The 13,678-nt window shown below is 71.6% G+C and carries 13 protein-coding genes; 9 read left to right on the top strand and 4 right to left on the bottom strand.

Going from position 1 to position 13,678, the window contains the following annotated elements; genetic code table 11:
* Window positions 1-83: 83 nt before the first annotated feature.
* Window positions 84-1,253, top strand: a complete 1,170-nt coding sequence (locus ACH34Q_RS45450; RefSeq protein ID WP_395989481.1) for an acyl-CoA dehydrogenase — start codon at window positions 84-86, stop codon at window positions 1,251-1,253.
* Between the two features lie 39 nt (window positions 1,254-1,292).
* Here ACH34Q_RS45450 and ACH34Q_RS45445 read toward each other — a convergent pair whose 3' ends face one another.
* Window positions 1,293-1,919: a hypothetical protein gene (locus ACH34Q_RS45445; protein ID WP_395989480.1), complete on the bottom strand. Its 627-nt coding sequence runs from the start codon at window positions 1,917-1,919 to the stop codon at window positions 1,293-1,295.
* A gap of 574 nt (window positions 1,920-2,493) precedes the next feature.
* Here ACH34Q_RS45445 and ACH34Q_RS45440 point away from each other — a divergent pair.
* Window positions 2,494-3,234, top strand: coding sequence for a hypothetical protein (locus ACH34Q_RS45440; protein ID WP_395989479.1), 741 nt, complete (start codon window positions 2,494-2,496; stop codon window positions 3,232-3,234).
* 12 nt (window positions 3,235-3,246) lie between these two features.
* Here the strand turns inward: ACH34Q_RS45440 and ACH34Q_RS45435 are convergent, their stop codons facing one another.
* A complete protein-coding gene (locus ACH34Q_RS45435) occupies window positions 3,247-4,926 on the bottom strand; it encodes an LCP family protein (RefSeq protein WP_395989478.1) in 1,680 nt (559 codons plus the stop codon).
* A 200-nt stretch (window positions 4,927-5,126) separates the two neighbouring features.
* On the opposite strand from ACH34Q_RS45435, the gene ACH34Q_RS45430 reads away from it, so the two are divergent.
* Together ACH34Q_RS45430 and ACH34Q_RS45425 are read left to right on the top strand one after the other, a co-directional pair.
* Window positions 5,127-6,167, top strand: coding sequence for a glycosyltransferase family 2 protein (locus ACH34Q_RS45430; RefSeq protein ID WP_395989477.1), 1,041 nt, complete (start codon window positions 5,127-5,129; stop codon window positions 6,165-6,167).
* Between the two features lie 77 nt (window positions 6,168-6,244).
* Window positions 6,245-7,045, top strand: coding sequence for a hypothetical protein (locus ACH34Q_RS45425; RefSeq protein ID WP_395989476.1), 801 nt, complete (start codon window positions 6,245-6,247; stop codon window positions 7,043-7,045).
* Window positions 7,046-7,061: 16 nt separating this feature from the next.
* On the opposite strand, the gene ACH34Q_RS45420 is transcribed toward ACH34Q_RS45425, so the two are convergent.
* Window positions 7,062-7,895, bottom strand: a complete 834-nt coding sequence (locus tag ACH34Q_RS45420) for a glycerophosphodiester phosphodiesterase (RefSeq protein ID WP_395989475.1) — start codon at window positions 7,893-7,895, stop codon at window positions 7,062-7,064.
* A complete protein-coding gene (gene ispD / locus ACH34Q_RS45415) occupies window positions 7,892-8,599 on the bottom strand; it encodes a 2-C-methyl-D-erythritol 4-phosphate cytidylyltransferase (protein WP_395989474.1) in 708 nt (235 codons plus the stop codon). Before ispD ends, ACH34Q_RS45420 begins: the two co-directional genes overlap by 4 nt.
* A gap of 125 nt (window positions 8,600-8,724) precedes the next feature.
* On the opposite strand from ispD, the gene ACH34Q_RS45410 reads away from it, so the two are divergent.
* From ACH34Q_RS45410 to ACH34Q_RS45390, 5 genes are all read left to right on the top strand, one after another.
* Window positions 8,725-10,242, top strand: coding sequence for a CDP-alcohol phosphatidyltransferase family protein (locus ACH34Q_RS45410; RefSeq protein ID WP_395989473.1), 1,518 nt, complete (start codon window positions 8,725-8,727; stop codon window positions 10,240-10,242).
* Window positions 10,239-10,910: a DUF5941 domain-containing protein gene (locus ACH34Q_RS45405; protein WP_395989472.1), complete on the top strand. Its 672-nt coding sequence runs from the start codon at window positions 10,239-10,241 to the stop codon at window positions 10,908-10,910. The genes ACH34Q_RS45410 and ACH34Q_RS45405 overlap by 4 nt, the downstream gene beginning before the upstream one ends.
* Window positions 10,907-11,638 carry a sugar phosphate nucleotidyltransferase gene (locus ACH34Q_RS45400; protein ID WP_395989471.1) on the top strand — a complete coding sequence of 244 codons (732 nt, stop codon included), beginning with the start codon at window positions 10,907-10,909 and terminating at the stop codon, window positions 11,636-11,638. The genes ACH34Q_RS45405 and ACH34Q_RS45400 overlap by 4 nt, the downstream gene beginning before the upstream one ends.
* A gap of 114 nt (window positions 11,639-11,752) precedes the next feature.
* Complete coding sequence (locus tag ACH34Q_RS45395; RefSeq protein ID WP_395989497.1) at window positions 11,753-12,808, top strand: iron-containing alcohol dehydrogenase family protein; 1,056 nt, start codon at window positions 11,753-11,755, stop codon at window positions 12,806-12,808.
* Window positions 12,798-13,649, top strand: coding sequence for a CDP-alcohol phosphatidyltransferase family protein (locus ACH34Q_RS45390; protein WP_395989470.1), 852 nt, complete (start codon window positions 12,798-12,800; stop codon window positions 13,647-13,649). The genes ACH34Q_RS45395 and ACH34Q_RS45390 overlap by 11 nt, the downstream gene beginning before the upstream one ends.
* Window positions 13,650-13,678 lie beyond the last annotated feature (29 nt).

The raw sequence follows: 13,678 nt of genomic DNA, 5'->3' as shown, positions 1-13,678 counted from the left end.
GTGCGAACACTGTGGTTTGAATACCGTGTGGACATACCCCGCCCTGGCCGGTGGCCATGGTACCGGCGGGTAGCATTTGCGCTATGAGTCCCGACTTTCCCACGTACGCCCCGTCGGAGGAGCACGAGCTGCTCCGTTCGACGGTCCGCGAGCTCGCCGACGCCAAGATCGCGCCGCATGCGGCGGAGGTCGACGAGGAGGCCCGCTTCCCTCAGGAGGCCCTGGACGCGCTGGTGCAGAACGACCTGCACGCGGTGCACGTCCCGGAGGCGTACGGGGGCGCCGGGGCCGACGCCCTCGCCACCGTGATCGTGATCGAAGAGGTCGCTCGCGCGTGCGCCTCGTCGTCGCTGATCCCGGCGGTGAACAAGCTCGGTACGGTACCGGTCCTGCTGTCCGGCTCCGACGAGCTCAAGAAAAAGTATCTGACGCCGGTGGCCCAGGGCGACGCCATGTTCTCGTACGCCCTCTCGGAGGCCGAGGCCGGGTCGGACGCGGCGGGCATGAAGACCCGTGCCGTACGTGATGGGGATCACTGGGTACTCAACGGCGCCAAGATGTGGATCACCAACGCGGGCGTGTCGGAGTACTACACCGTGATGGCCGTGACCGACCCCGCCGCCGGCGGCCGCGGCATCTCCGCCTTCGTGGTGGAGAAGTCCGACGAGGGCGTCTCGTTCGGGCCCAAGGAGCGCAAGCTCGGGATCAAGGGCTCGCCGACCCGCCAGGTCATCCTGGAGAACGTGCGGATCCCGGCCGACCGCATCATCGGCGCCGAGGGCACCGGCTTCAAGACCGCGCTGGCGACCCTGGACCACACCCGCATCACCATCGCGGCCCAGGCCCTCGGCATCGCCCAGGGCGCTCTCGACTACGCCCTCGGCTACGTCAAGGACCGCAAGCAGTTCGGCCAGGCCATCGGCGACTTCCAGGGCGTCCAGTTCATGCTGGCCGACATGGCCATGCGCCTCGAAGGCGCCCGCCAGCTGACCTACCACGCCGCGATCAAGTCCGAGCGCGCCATGCACGGCGCCAAGATCCCGGACCTGACCTTCGTCTCGTCCGCCTGCAAGGCGCTGGCCTCGGACGTGGCCATGGACGTCACCACCGACGCCGTCCAGCTGCTCGGCGGCTACGGCTACACCCGCGACTTCCCGGTCGAGCGGATGATGCGCGACGCCAAGATCACCCAGATCTACGAGGGCACGAACCAGATCCAGCGCATGGTCATGGCCCGCCAGCTCCTCAAGTGACCGAGCGGGCCCGGCCTTGCGGACGGTCGTCCGCAAGGCTCACTCGCCGTGCACGACCCGCAGCCGCCCGGCGTGGGCGTGCGGCTCCGGGGGGAACCAGACCCAGGCGTCGCAGCTGGTCTCCTTGCGGGTCACCGCGAGCTCGGTGAACGCCAGCGGATCGAGCAGCGAGAGGCCCGGCCGGACGATCTGCTCGTAGAGGTAGTCCGAGACGATCAGGCCGAGTGGTGCCGCCCGCTCGGCATGGGCGGCCTTGAACGCCTCGGCGTCCAGCAGCCGGAAGAGATGGGTCAGCGCTTCGCCGTCCGCGCCGCGATCGCCGGACCGGACGTACCCGGCGTGGACGGCCAGCCGCAGCCGGATCCGCGCCTCCGGAAGCGCGACCCGGTCGTGCCGGCGCAGCTCGGCGTGCAGCCGCGCGGGGAACGCGTCGAGCAGCGGCTCGACCCCCGCGTCCGGCGGTGCCATGACCAGCATGCCGTCGCCGCGATCCTCGCGATGGCAGCCGGCGAGCGGGACGCCCGCGCCCGCCAGAGCGGTCTCCACGGCCTCGTACAGGACCTTGTGCAGGTACGGCTGGAGCGCTGTCTCGCGGCGCCCGAAGCCGACGATGTCGGCCGCGATCAGAGTGCGGTGCAGGGTGGTGACCGGGGTGTACTGGATCATGCGAAACCCGTCTCGACGTTGAGCTACGGACTGTTGACCGCATCATGTGGCCCCGGCCGCGCGGGTTTCCTCCAGCGGGACAAAGCCATCCAAAAAGATCTCGGCGCGACCAAAGCTGAACAGGGGCGCTGCAAAGGCGCCGGCGCGTCAAGTTCCGTCGCGGAGTGTTCACCCGGTGTTCGCCGGCGTCCCCGCGGTGGCCCGCGGTCGGCCCGGCGGCGTCGCTTCGCGAAAAGTGCCGTCAAATGTGTCATGTGACATGGTGAAGCCCGCTCCGATCACTCTTGATTAGGGCCTCGCGACGATGTCAGCGATCCGGCATGGACGCCGGAGCCCGCCGAGGTGGGGTGCCGTACGGCCAGGAGAGGCCGAGCGGCGTTCGACTTCGTCCGGTGGCCCGCGAGTCCGGCGGAAGACCCTCGCCTCCGTCCTGACTTAGGTCATGATTTCGCGTGAGACGCCCGGCGATCGCCGTTAGATAGAAGTTCGCGTGCAATGGCCGCTATGTAACGACCATTGCCGACCTTCGCGCGCCGGGCGCGGCCGAAAAGGATCATTGGACGAAACACGGCAGATGAAGAAATCGCGCTGGAAGTTCTGGCCGGGCCCGAAGTCCCGGCCGACGATCGCCCGGGCCGGCCGGGCGGAGCTCGATGGGTACCTGTCCGGCGGCGCCCCAGGGGGCACGGCCAGGGACCGTCTCAGGCTCCTCATCGTGTACGTGGTGTTCGAGCACCGGGACCGTGACGCGGTCCTGGAGTTCGCTCGCCGCTGTGAGGGCACGGAACGGGCCGAGGAGTTCATCCAGGGAAACGTGGTGGCCGGTTTCCGCTGGGAATCCGTCAAAGACGTCCTGGCCTTCTGCGGCGCCGGGCCGGACTTCATCGAGATGGCCCGGGAGCTCTTCGACGAGGCGGGCGTCGAGAACGTCCGCGGCACCGGCGACGGCGGTGCCGATGTCTCCATGGCGCCCGCCGGCGGAGACGAAGGGCGCGGCGCTCCCGAGCCCGATCCGCGGGAGGCGTCCACGGCGCAGGAACTGATCGAGCTGATGCAGGCGTACCGGGGCTGGAAGGGGCGCCCCAGTTACCGCAAGATGGCCGCCGGCAGCCGCTACGCGCACACGACCTTCTCCCAGCTCAGCACGCGCAACTCGCTGCCCAAACTCGAGTTCGTCCTGGACTACATCAAGGGCTGCGGAGCCGACGAGGACGAGCTCGGCAACTGGCGCGCGGCCTGGCAGCGCTTGGAACTCGCCAAGCCGGAGCCTCCGGGAAGGTCCGGCAGCGAGCATCTGGACGGCGCGCCCGGATAGAGCGCGGACGGGTCAGCCCTTGCAGAGCTTCTGGGTGGCGGTGCCGGCTTCGAGGCCCTGGGACGGGGTGGCCGAGGGGGACGGCCGTACGGTGACCTTCTCCACGCCGTCCCAGTCGTCGCCCACGAGGACCTGGATGCGGGAACCGAGCGAGCCGACCTGCTTGAGCTTGGCGCCGGGGATGGCGGCGGCCAGGGTCTCGGCGGAGTCCTTGCGGGACGGGCCGTACTGGATCGTGGTGGTCTTCAGGCCGCGGCGGGCGACGCCCGGGACGACGGTGACCTTGAAGCCCTCCTTGCGGAGCTGGCCGCCGGCCTTGGTGGCCAGGCCCGGGGTACCGATCGCGTTCAGAACGCTGACCTGGATGTCCTCGGGCGGGACGGTCGGGCCGGTCGGCGTGGCGGACGGGGTCGCGGAGGCGGACGGGCTGGGCTTGGTGACCGGCTGGTCGCGCCTGACCTTGGCGAACAGGTCGTCGGCCCGGCCCTGGTCCCACAGGACGGTGGACTGCGGGGTGCCGGCGTTCCAGAGGACGGCGTTGTGGTCGGGGTTGGCCAGCGGGACCTTGGCGAACGTGAGGCTGTCGGTGGACAGCCCCTTCATCTGGTCGGCCAGCTCGGGCAGGTTGTCGGCCAGCTTGTCGTCCACCCGCAGGGACTTGAGCGCGGCGTTGAGGAACCGGGTGGACTTGGCCGGGTCGCTGAGGGTCTTGGTGCTGAGGGCGCGCTTCATCATCGCGGCCATGAACTGCTGCTGGCGCTCGATCCGGCCGAGGTCGCTGCCGCCGGTCAGGGTGTAGCGGGCGCGGGCGAAGCTGAGGGCCTTGAGACCGTCCACGTGGGACGTGCCCGCGGGCAGGACGAGCCCGCTCTTCTTGTCGTTGATGGGCTGCTCGGTGCACACGTCCACGCCGCCGAGGGCGTCGACCATGCTGACGAAGCCGTAGAAGTTGACCTCGACGTAGTGGTCGATGGACACGCCGGTGGCGCGCTTCACGGTGTTGACGGTGAGGTCGGGGCCGCCGAACTGGTACGCCCAGGTCAGCTTGCCCGGACGGGCCGGGACCGCGGCGCCCTTGGCGCCCTCCGAGCCGTTGGACTTGTGGGCCGGGATCGTCACGTACGAGTCGCGGGGCAGGTTGACCACCGTGACGCGGTCGTGGTCGCGCGAGATGTGCATCAGCAGCATCGTGTCGGAGCGCTCGCCCGCCTCGTGGCCCAGTTTGGCGGCCTTCTGCTGGGCCTTGGTGAGGCCCTCGCGGCGGTCGACGCCGGCCACCAGGATCGTCATCGCGCCCTTGGGCGTGTCCTTGCCCTTGCCGAGGCCGCCGACGCTGACCCGGTCGAGGGCGCCGGTCACGTAGTTCTGGAACGCCCAGGCGCCGCCGGAGGTCAGCAGCACGAACGCGGACATGGCACCGGTGACCATCAGGAAGCGGCGCTGCCGGCGGGCGCTCAGCGCGGAGCGGCGGCTCGTACCGGAGCCGGGACGGCGGGGGCCGCGCGGGCCGTCCACCGTGACGCGCGGCGCCGGAACGCCGTCGACGGTGACGCCCTCGATCTCCTCGTCGTCGGCCGCGCCGCCGGGGAGCGCGCCCCCGGGGCCGCCGGGCCGGGGCCGGAAGTACCGCTCCAGCGGATCGCCGTCGCCGGCCCGTCCCGGTCCGTCCCCACTCCTGGGCCCCTCTGCCATTCTGGCCGCCGCCTCCCGAGAACTCGCATCGGCACCCTTACGGCGCGCATGGCTTCCCACTCTAAAGTGGGAGACACCCGTCCGTTCGGTACCTGGACCTCGTGTCCTTGCAGTAACGTGGCGCCGTCTTGACCACCCCCCGGGTGCCCGGGCGAGTTGAGCTGCGCCACGGACGATCGAGAGAGAGCCCGCGAGTCCAGATGAATCCGTCTTCCGGCGCCCAGAGCGCCCCGCAGGCCGCCACCGCCGACCGTACGTGGCCGGCGGTTTCGGTAGTGATGCCCGTACTGAACGAGGAGCGGCACCTGACCGAGGCCGTCCGCGGCATCCTGTTGCAGCAGTATCCGGGCGAGTTGGAGCTGGTGCTGGCGATCGGGCCGTCCAAGGACCGGACCGAGGAGATCGCCGCCCGGCTGGCCACCGAGGACCCCCGCATCGTGGTGGTGGCCAACCCCACCGGCCGTACCCCGCACGGGCTCAACATCGCCATCAAGGCCTCGCAGTACTCGATCATCGTGCGGGTGGACGGCCACTCGCTGCTGCCGGTGGACTACGTCCGGGCGGCGGTCGAGACGATGGAGGAGACCGGCGCCGACAACGTCGGCGGGATCATGGCGGCCGAGGGCGTCACCGCCTTCGAGCAGGCCGTGGCGCGGGCGATGACGTCCAAGATCGGTGTCGGCAACGCCCGGTTCCACACCGGTGGCGAGGCCGGCGAGGTCGAGACCGTCTACCTCGGTACGTTCCGGCGCAGCGCGCTGGAACGGGTCGGCGGCTACGACGAGACGTTCGTGCGGGCCCAGGACTGGGAGATGAACCACCGGATCCGGCAGACCGGCGGCCGGGTCTACTTCACCCCCCGGATGCGGGTCACGTACCGGCCCAGGCCCAACCTGCGGGCACTGGCCAAGCAGTACTTCCACACCGGCCGCTGGCGGCGCGTCGTGGGCCGCGAGCACCAGGGCACGCTCAACCTGCGCTACCTGGCGCCGCCGCTGGCCGTGGTGGCCATGGCGGTGGGAGTGGTGGCCGGAGCGTTCGGGTTCTGGCCGGGCTGGATCGTTCCCGGTGGGTACGGGGCCGCGATCGTGCTGGGTGCGGCCGTCGAGGGCCGCGGGCTGCCGGTGTCGGCGTGGGCACGGCTGCCGTTCGTGTTCGCCACCATGCACCTGTCGTGGGGTGTCGGTTTCCTGACGAGCCCGCCAGGGCTGGGCCAGCCCACCCCGTCGAAGACCCCATAACGGTCAGCTGCTTCTCCCGTGACCTCCGGGGGTTACGTTGGACGGAATCATGCCGTCCGGCGTCCAAGGAGGTGACCATGTCCGGTGGAGCACGCCACGGGATCGGCGTGGCGATCGGGCTGATCGTCACCCCGATCATCGCGCTGTGCCTGTTCTACGGCTCGGAACGGGCGATGCTGTTCGTCCGGACCTACGGCGGGCAGAACTGGTCGGAGCGGCTGGTGTCGCTCGTCCTTCTCCTGATCGCCGCGGTCCTGCTGGGACTGGTCATGGGATCGCGGGTCTCTCCGCTCGCATCGATCGTCCCCGGGGTGGTCTTCACCGTCCTGGGCCTGCTCTGGATAGTGGCCACCTCGTTCACCCTGCGGCACGTGTCCGGCGTCCTGCCGCGCGAGATCGACCGGGGGTTCATGACGGTCGGTGCCTACGGCGGCCTGCTCATCATCGGTGTCGCGCTGCTCGTGGCCTCGGTGGCCCCGTCGCGGTGGCGATCGGCCCGTCGAGCGCCCCGTCCGGCACCCCAATACATGGGCCCCGGCGGCCCTGGTGGTCCCGTCGGACCCGGGGCGCCGTTCCAGCAGGGTGCGATGCAGCAGCCGCAGCAGCCGCAGCAGCCGTACGGATCGCAGCCTCCCCAGCAGCAACAGCAGCAACAGCAGCAGCCGGGCGCGGCACCGTGGGCGCCGCCGAGCGCGCCTCCTGAGGCCGGTCCGGCACCGGGTGCGCCCGGTTACGGCTCGGGCGCCGAGCAGCCCCAGCAGCCCTCTCCCGGCCCCTCCGCCGGCTCCTCCGCACCGAGGGACGAGCAGCCCGGCGAGTGGACCCAGATGTACGGCGGCGACGACCTCAGGGGTGGCGGCGGCAAGAGCGGGCAGTGACGCCCGGCCGGTCGCTCTAGTCGACGGAGGCCGTCTCGTGGTCGGCGGAGGCGGTCTCGTGGTCGATGTGGGCGGTCTCGCGGCCGAGTGCCTGCACCACGCCCGGGACGTCGTTGACGACGAGCGCGTCCACCCCGGCCGCCGCGTAGTCGGCCGCGCTGTCGGCGGGCGGGCACCAGGCCAGGAACTCCAGCCCGGCCTTGTGCGCCACGTCCACGCAGTGCTCCAGCGGCCGCAGCCGCGTGTCGGGCTGGTCGAACCCGCAGGACGCGGTGTGCACGCCGACCGCCTGCAGGCCGAGCCCCGCCGCCGCCGGGATGCCGTGCCACAGCGGGAAGCGGAGCCAGGTGAGCAGCCCCAGCGGGACGCCCTTCAGGTTGTCGCGCAGGTGGATCAGCAGCGACGGGTCGAACGAGGTCACCAGCAGCGGGCGGCGGCGCGCCTCCCGCTCCAGCACCGGGAGCAGCAGTGCCCCGGTACGCCGGGACGGGGAGTCGACGGCGTCCTCCAGGATCGTCTTGACGTCCACGTCCACCGGGATCTCGGGCGGCAGCGCGTCGAAGACGTCGGCCAGCAGCGGCAGCCCGGTGGCCTCGGCGGCGGTGTCGATCAGGAACGCGCCCTCGGGCGTGGTCGGGTCGTGCCGCAGCACCAGCGCGTCGTCGGCGGTACGGGTGACGTCGATCTCGATCCAGGACGCGCCCGCCGCGATCGCGGCCAGCATCGAGGGGACGGTGTTCTCGGCGACGGTACGCGCCGTCTCGGCGTCGCCGTCCTGGCCGGGGACCGCGAGGTCGCCCGCGCCGAGACCGCGGTGGCCGATGACGGCGGGCCGGCTGTCGAAGATCACGTGCGCTCCGGGGGTTCGGTGGCAAGATGTTCGGCGACGACGATGTCCAGCGGATGGGTGACCTTGAGATTGCGCTCGCTCCCGTCCACGACCCGGATGCGGACCTCCGGGAGGTAACGATGCACGATGCCGCAGTCGTCGGTGGCCAGCAGCGCCGGGTCGGCCAGCGCCCGCTCGTACGCCGCGCGCACGGTGGCGAGCCGGAACCCCTGCGGTGTCTGGAACCGGCACAGCGACGCGCGCGGCGGCATCCCGGCCACCACGCCGTCCTCGACCGCGACGATGGTGTCGGAGGAGGGCACGCCCACCGCGACGGCGTCGTACCCGTCCAGGGCCGCCAGCACACGGTCGATCACCGGGCCGTCCACGAAGGGCCGGGCGGCGTCGTGGAAGAGCACGCGCGTCCCGCCGGGGTGCCCGGACAGCGCCTCCAGCGCCGCGACCGTGGACGCGGTACGGGTGTCGCCGCCCTCGATGACCCCGTTGACCTTCCTGAACGGGGCGGCCATCGCGGCGGCCGCGCGCACATGCCCGGCGGCCATCACGACCAGGACCTCGCCGATGCCGGGATGGTCGTCGAAGGCCGCGATCGCGCGGGCCAGGATCGGGCGCCCGCCGACCTCGATGAGCTGCTTGGGGCGGGCCGAGCCGACCCGCTGCCCGGTGCCGCCCGCGAGCACCACCGCCACCGTTCGCTCCGCCATACCGTCCCGTTCGGTCGATCGCTCACAGGCCATTGCAAGGTGTAGCCAAGCGGCTACACTGAGCCCTCGTTCTCGATCGCTGACCTCACCCCCGCCACCCATATCCCACGCGCCCGGAGGCGCCGATGACCGTAGCGGTGATCACCGTGACCGGACGGGCCCGCGGCGGGCCCGGACCGGGCTCCGCCGCCGCCCTGCCGTACCCGGACGGACCGCCGACGCTCCTGGCACGGCTGTGCGATCAGCTGACCACGCTCAACGTACCGGAGGTCCATGTCGTCGGGCGGCCCGAATTCGCGGCCGCCCTGCGCGCGGACGGCCACTTCGTCACCGAGAGCGCGGACGTGGCCGGTGACCTGCGGGAACTCGCCCGGCTGGCCCGCACTGCGCGGGAGCCGATCGTGCTGCTGCCCGCCGACCTGATCATCGCGGACGAGGCGCTGGCCGGGCTGCTGGACGGCGCGGACCCGCCGATCGCGGCGCTGACCGTACCGGCGCGGTACCGGGGCTCGTACGGGATGGCCGACGCCCGGGTGGAGGACGGCCGGGTCGTGACCGCGGGCTCGGCCGAGCACGTGGTCCCCAACCCGAACGCGGCGTTTCCCGGGGTGCTGCGGATCGCTCCCTCCCTGACCAAGGCCGTCGCGGACGTCGCCACGGAACTGGCCGACCTGCCCCGGCCCGACCTGCCCCGGCCCGATACGGCCGAGGCGCCGATGGAAGCGGTGGACCTGCTCCTGGTGGGGCTGGTCAGGTCCGGGATGCCGGTCGCCGTGGTCCCCGGCCATCTGCGTCCCTGCCACCGCGCCCGCGACGAGGACGGGGTGCGCACGGCCCGTGAGGCGCTGGAGAAGCCCGACGACGGCCGCGACGACGCCGCCCGGCTCGCCGCGGCCGTCAAGAGCAACGACGGCTTCTTCGCCACGTTCGCGGTCAGCTCGTACTCCCCGTACATCGTCCGCTGGGCGGCCGTCCGCGGCGTCTCGCCCACCTCGATCACGGCCCTGTCCATGGTGCTGGCCGTGCTCGCGGCGATGTGGTTCGCCGCAGGCACCCGCACCGGAATGGTCACCGGCGCGGTGATCTTCTACTTCTCGTTCGTCCTCGACTGCGTGGACGGGCAGCTCGCCCGCTACTCGGGCCGCACGAGCCTGTTCGGCGCCTGGCTCGACTCGGTATGCGACCGGGCCAAGGAGTACGTGGTGTACGCGGGCCTCGCCGTCGGCTCGACCGTGGCCGCCGTCGGCAGCGGCCCGTACGCCGGGGACGTCTGGGGGCTGGCGGTCGCGGTGCTGATCCTGCAGATCGTGCGCCACATGGTGGACTTCTCGTACGGGGCGCGCGGCAAGCCGCCCTTGACCCGTACCCGTGTGACGGAGCCGCTGATGGCGCCGGGCGTAAGGCCGCCCACGTCCCAGGCCGCCGGCGCGCTCGCCCTGTGGATCCGCGTGACCAGCCGGGCCCGGGCGTTCCACTGGGCCAAGAAGATGATCGTGCTGCCCATCGGCGAACGGTTCGCGCTCATCGCCGTCACCGCAGCCCTGGCCGACGCGCGGGTGACGTTCCTGGCCCTGCTGATCTGGGGCGGGATCGCCGCCTCGTACACCCTGGCGGGGCGGATGCTGAGGTCGGTCGCGGCATGAGTGCGAGTGAACCTATGACCGGGCCCGAGCGGTTGCGGGCCTATCGGGATGATGGGCCGGTGGCCTGGCTGCTGGGGCGGCTCGCCGAGAGACGGCCGTCCAGGCTGTGGCCCACGCCGGTGTTCGGGACGGCGGCGGCGCTGCTTCTCACCGGCGTTCTGCTGGCCGCGTCGACGGGTGGACGGGACGTTCCGGCGCTGTTCGTGCCGCTCGTGGCGGTGCTGCTCGCCGCGGCGCCCGCCTGCCGTTCCCTGAGCGGCAGAATCGACTGGCTCGTCCCTCCCGGTATCCGCACGATCGAGTATGGTTACCTCGCCGTACTGGGGTTCACACAGGATGTGGCCGCACCGCTCGTCTACGTGCTGCTCGCGGTCCTGGCGTACCACCACTACGACATCGTGTACCGCACCCGCCAGGGGTTCCGGCCGCCGGAGTGGCTCTTCCGCGCCGGGCTGGGCTGGGACGGCCGGATGCTGGTCGTGGCCCTCGCGGGCCTGTCCGGCCTCGTTCCGTTCGCGTACGCGGCGCTCGCCGTCTACCTTGGCGTGTTGTTCGTGGGTGAGAGCGTCGCGGTATGGGTGCGGGCCGGGCTCATGGACGGCCGCGATGCCGGGCGCGCCGCGGAACGCGGCGGCGTGACGGGTGATCTGGAGGAAGAGGAAGCATGATCGGAATGGTGCTGGCGGCGGGTGCGGGCCGGAGACTGCGGCCGTACACCGACACGCTGCCCAAGGCCCTGGTTCCGGTCGATGGTGAGACCACCATCCTGGACATCGCGCTGGGCAACCTGGCGGAGGTGGGCCTGACCGACGTGGTGATCGTCGTCGGCTACCGCGCCGGCGCCGTCGAGGAGCGCAAGGCGGCCCTCGAGGAGCGCTACGGCGTCTCGCTCACCCTCGTCCACAACGACAAGGCCGAGGAGTGGAACAACGCCTACTCCATGTGGCTGGCTCGGGAGTACTTCTCCAAGGGCGTCCTCATGGTGAACGGCGACACGGTGCATCCGGTCAGTGTTGAAAAGACCCTATTGTCCAACCGGGGAGCGGACATTCTCCTGGCGGTGGACGATGTGAAAACACTGGCCGACGAGGAGATGAAGGTGACCCTGGACGCCGGGGGGCGGCTCCAGCGGATCACCAAGCTGATGGACCCCGCGCAGGCGTACGGGGAGTACATCGGCGCCACCCTGATCGAGCCCGCCGCGGCCGGCCCGCTGGCCGACGCTCTCAAGGCCACCTGGGAGAGGGACCCCGACCTCTACTACGAGGACGGGTACCAGGAGCTGGTCAACCGGGGCGGCGGTATCGCCGTCGCCCCGATCGGCGCGGTGAGCTGGGTCGAGGTCGACAACCACGACGACCTGGAGAAGGCCCGCGGCATCGCCAAGGACTACTAGGCGTTTCCCAGGACCCGCGAGCAATCCCGCCCGCCGGGCCCGAGCGCGCTGACCCGCGGCCGGGCGCCCCGACCGTCCCGAGCGAGGAAGTCCTTAATGCCCCTGCTGACGCGAATGCTGACCGCGCCGCTGTCCATCGACGTCCGGCGCGGTGCCGTCGCGGCGCTCGGCGACCTGCTGGCCGACCGGCGGATCGTGACCGAGGGCCGGGTGGCCATCGCGGTCGGTCCCGGCCAGGGCGAGAAGATCGCCGAGCATGTCCGGCCCTCGCTGGCGGCCTGCGAGATGTACCAGGTGGCGGGCGGCACGGTCGACGCCGCGGTCTCCCTCGGGTCCAGCCTGCGGGCGGGCTCGTACGAGGCGGTGGTCGGGATCGGCGGCGGCCGGACGATCGACGCGACCAAGTACGCGGCGACGCTGGCCGGCATCCCGATGGTCTCGGTGGCCACCAACCTCTCGCACGACGGGATCTGCTCGCCGGTCGCCTCGCTGACCCACGAGAACGGCAAGGGGTCCTTCGGCGTGGTGATGCCGCTGGCCATGGTGGTCGATCTCGACTACGTGCACGCGGCGCCCAAGCGGCTGGTCCGGGCGGGCGTCGGCGATGTGGTGAGCAACTTCTCCGCGGTGGACGACTGGATCCTGGCCTCCGAGGAGTGCGGCGAGCCGGTCGACCGGATGGCGCTGACCGTGGCCCGTACGGCCGCAGAGGCGCTGCTGCACCAGCCCGAGTCGATCGAGTCCGACCGGTTCCTGACCGTCCTGGCCGAGGGCCTGGTGCTGTCGGGCATGGCGATGGCGTTCGCGGGCTCCTCGCGTCCCTCCAGCGGCGGCGACCACGAGATCCTGCACGCGATCGACCAGCTGTTCCCCGGCACCGCCAACCACGGCGAGCTGGCCGGCATCGGCACCGCGTTCTGCTACTACCTGCGGGCCGTGCACCTGGGCACCGGCGGGGACCGGCTCGCGGAGATCATGACCTGCCTGGAACGGCACGAGCTGCCCCGGCTGCCCGGCGACATCGGGCTGAGCAACGAGCAGTTCGCGCAGGCCGTCCAGTATGCCCCGCAGACCCGTCCCGGTCGCTATACGATCTTGGAGCATCTCGGCCTGGACCAGGGCGCGATCCTCAAGGCGGTGGAACAGTATGTCCAAGCCCATGGCGGCTGAGCTGCCGGAGACCCCCGTCCCGGGCGACGACGGGCGGCCCTCCCGGCGTACGGCGAGCGTCGCCGACGTCCGGCGGTACGGCCAGCCCCCCGGTCTCAAGGACCGGCGCAACGAGGAGCACTGGGCGGGCCGCCTCTACATGCGCGGCCTGTCGCCGTACTTCGCGTGGCTCGCCATGCGGATGGGGTTCAGCCCCAACCAGCTCACGTACATGATGATGGCCTGCGGCGTCGCCGCGGGCGTGGTGGTGTCGCTGCCCGCCGCCGGCACCGGTGTGCTGTGGACGGCGCTCGGCGGTGCCGTGCTGATCCAGCTCTACCTGCTGCTCGACTGCGTGGACGGCGAGGTCGCCCGCTACCTGCGGCAGACCTCGGTGGCCGGCGTCTTCCTGGACCGGATCGGGCACTACCTCTCCGAGGTGTCGCTGCTGATCGGCCTGGGCTTCGCGGCGCAGGGCGGCTGGTCCAGCGGCGGCTACACCGAGCTGGGCCTGGTCGCCGCGCTGGGCGCTGCGCTGATCAAGGCCGAGACCGACAACGTGGTGGTGGCGCGGGCCAAGTCGGCCCTGCCCGCCGAGCCCGTCGGCGGCGACCGCGCGCTGCGGCCCCGTTCGACCGGCATCGCGCTGGCCCGGCAGGCCGCGTCCATGCTGCGCTTCCACCGGATCATCGGCGCGGTCGAGCTGTCGCTGCTGATCCTGGCGGCCGCCGCGATCGACGTGCTGATGGGCAACGAGACCCCCGCCACGGTCCGGGTGCTGGCCGTCGCGGTCGCGATCGTCGCGGTCGTGCAGACGCTGCTGCACCTGGTGAGCATCCTGGCCTCCCGGAGACTGAAGTGAGCCTTGACCTGGACGGCGGCGCCGTGACC

The organism is Actinomadura sp. 9N407, assembly GCF_044326315.1.
Classification (GTDB): Bacteria; Actinomycetota; Actinomycetes; order Streptosporangiales; family Streptosporangiaceae; genus Spirillospora.
This window is presented reverse-complemented; position numbering and strand designations above follow the sequence as displayed.

Bases quoted from the DNA above. Each gene is read 5' to 3' on its own strand.
- ACH34Q_RS45425 (WP_395989476.1), top strand. From the start codon at position 6,245: ATGTCCGGTGGAGCACGCCACGGGATCGGCGTGGCGATCGGGCTGATC.
- ispD (WP_395989474.1), bottom strand. From the start codon at position 8,599: ATGGCGGAGCGAACGGTGGCGGTGGTGCTCGCGGGCGGCACCGGGCAG.
- ACH34Q_RS45450 (WP_395989481.1), top strand. From the start codon at position 84: ATGAGTCCCGACTTTCCCACGTACGCCCCGTCGGAGGAGCACGAGCTG.
- ACH34Q_RS45435 (WP_395989478.1), bottom strand. From the start codon at position 4,926: ATGGCAGAGGGGCCCAGGAGTGGGGACGGACCGGGACGGGCCGGCGAC.
- ACH34Q_RS45430 (WP_395989477.1), top strand. From the start codon at position 5,127: ATGAATCCGTCTTCCGGCGCCCAGAGCGCCCCGCAGGCCGCCACCGCC.
- ACH34Q_RS45410 (WP_395989473.1), top strand. From the start codon at position 8,725: ATGACCGTAGCGGTGATCACCGTGACCGGACGGGCCCGCGGCGGGCCC.
- ACH34Q_RS45445 (WP_395989480.1), bottom strand. From the start codon at position 1,919: ATGATCCAGTACACCCCGGTCACCACCCTGCACCGCACTCTGATCGCG.
- ACH34Q_RS45440 (WP_395989479.1), top strand. From the start codon at position 2,494: ATGAAGAAATCGCGCTGGAAGTTCTGGCCGGGCCCGAAGTCCCGGCCG.
- ACH34Q_RS45395 (WP_395989497.1), top strand. From the start codon at position 11,753: ATGCTGACCGCGCCGCTGTCCATCGACGTCCGGCGCGGTGCCGTCGCG.
- ACH34Q_RS45405 (WP_395989472.1), top strand. From the start codon at position 10,239: ATGAGTGCGAGTGAACCTATGACCGGGCCCGAGCGGTTGCGGGCCTAT.
- ACH34Q_RS45400 (WP_395989471.1), top strand. From the start codon at position 10,907: ATGATCGGAATGGTGCTGGCGGCGGGTGCGGGCCGGAGACTGCGGCCG.
- ACH34Q_RS45390 (WP_395989470.1), top strand. From the start codon at position 12,798: ATGGCGGCTGAGCTGCCGGAGACCCCCGTCCCGGGCGACGACGGGCGG.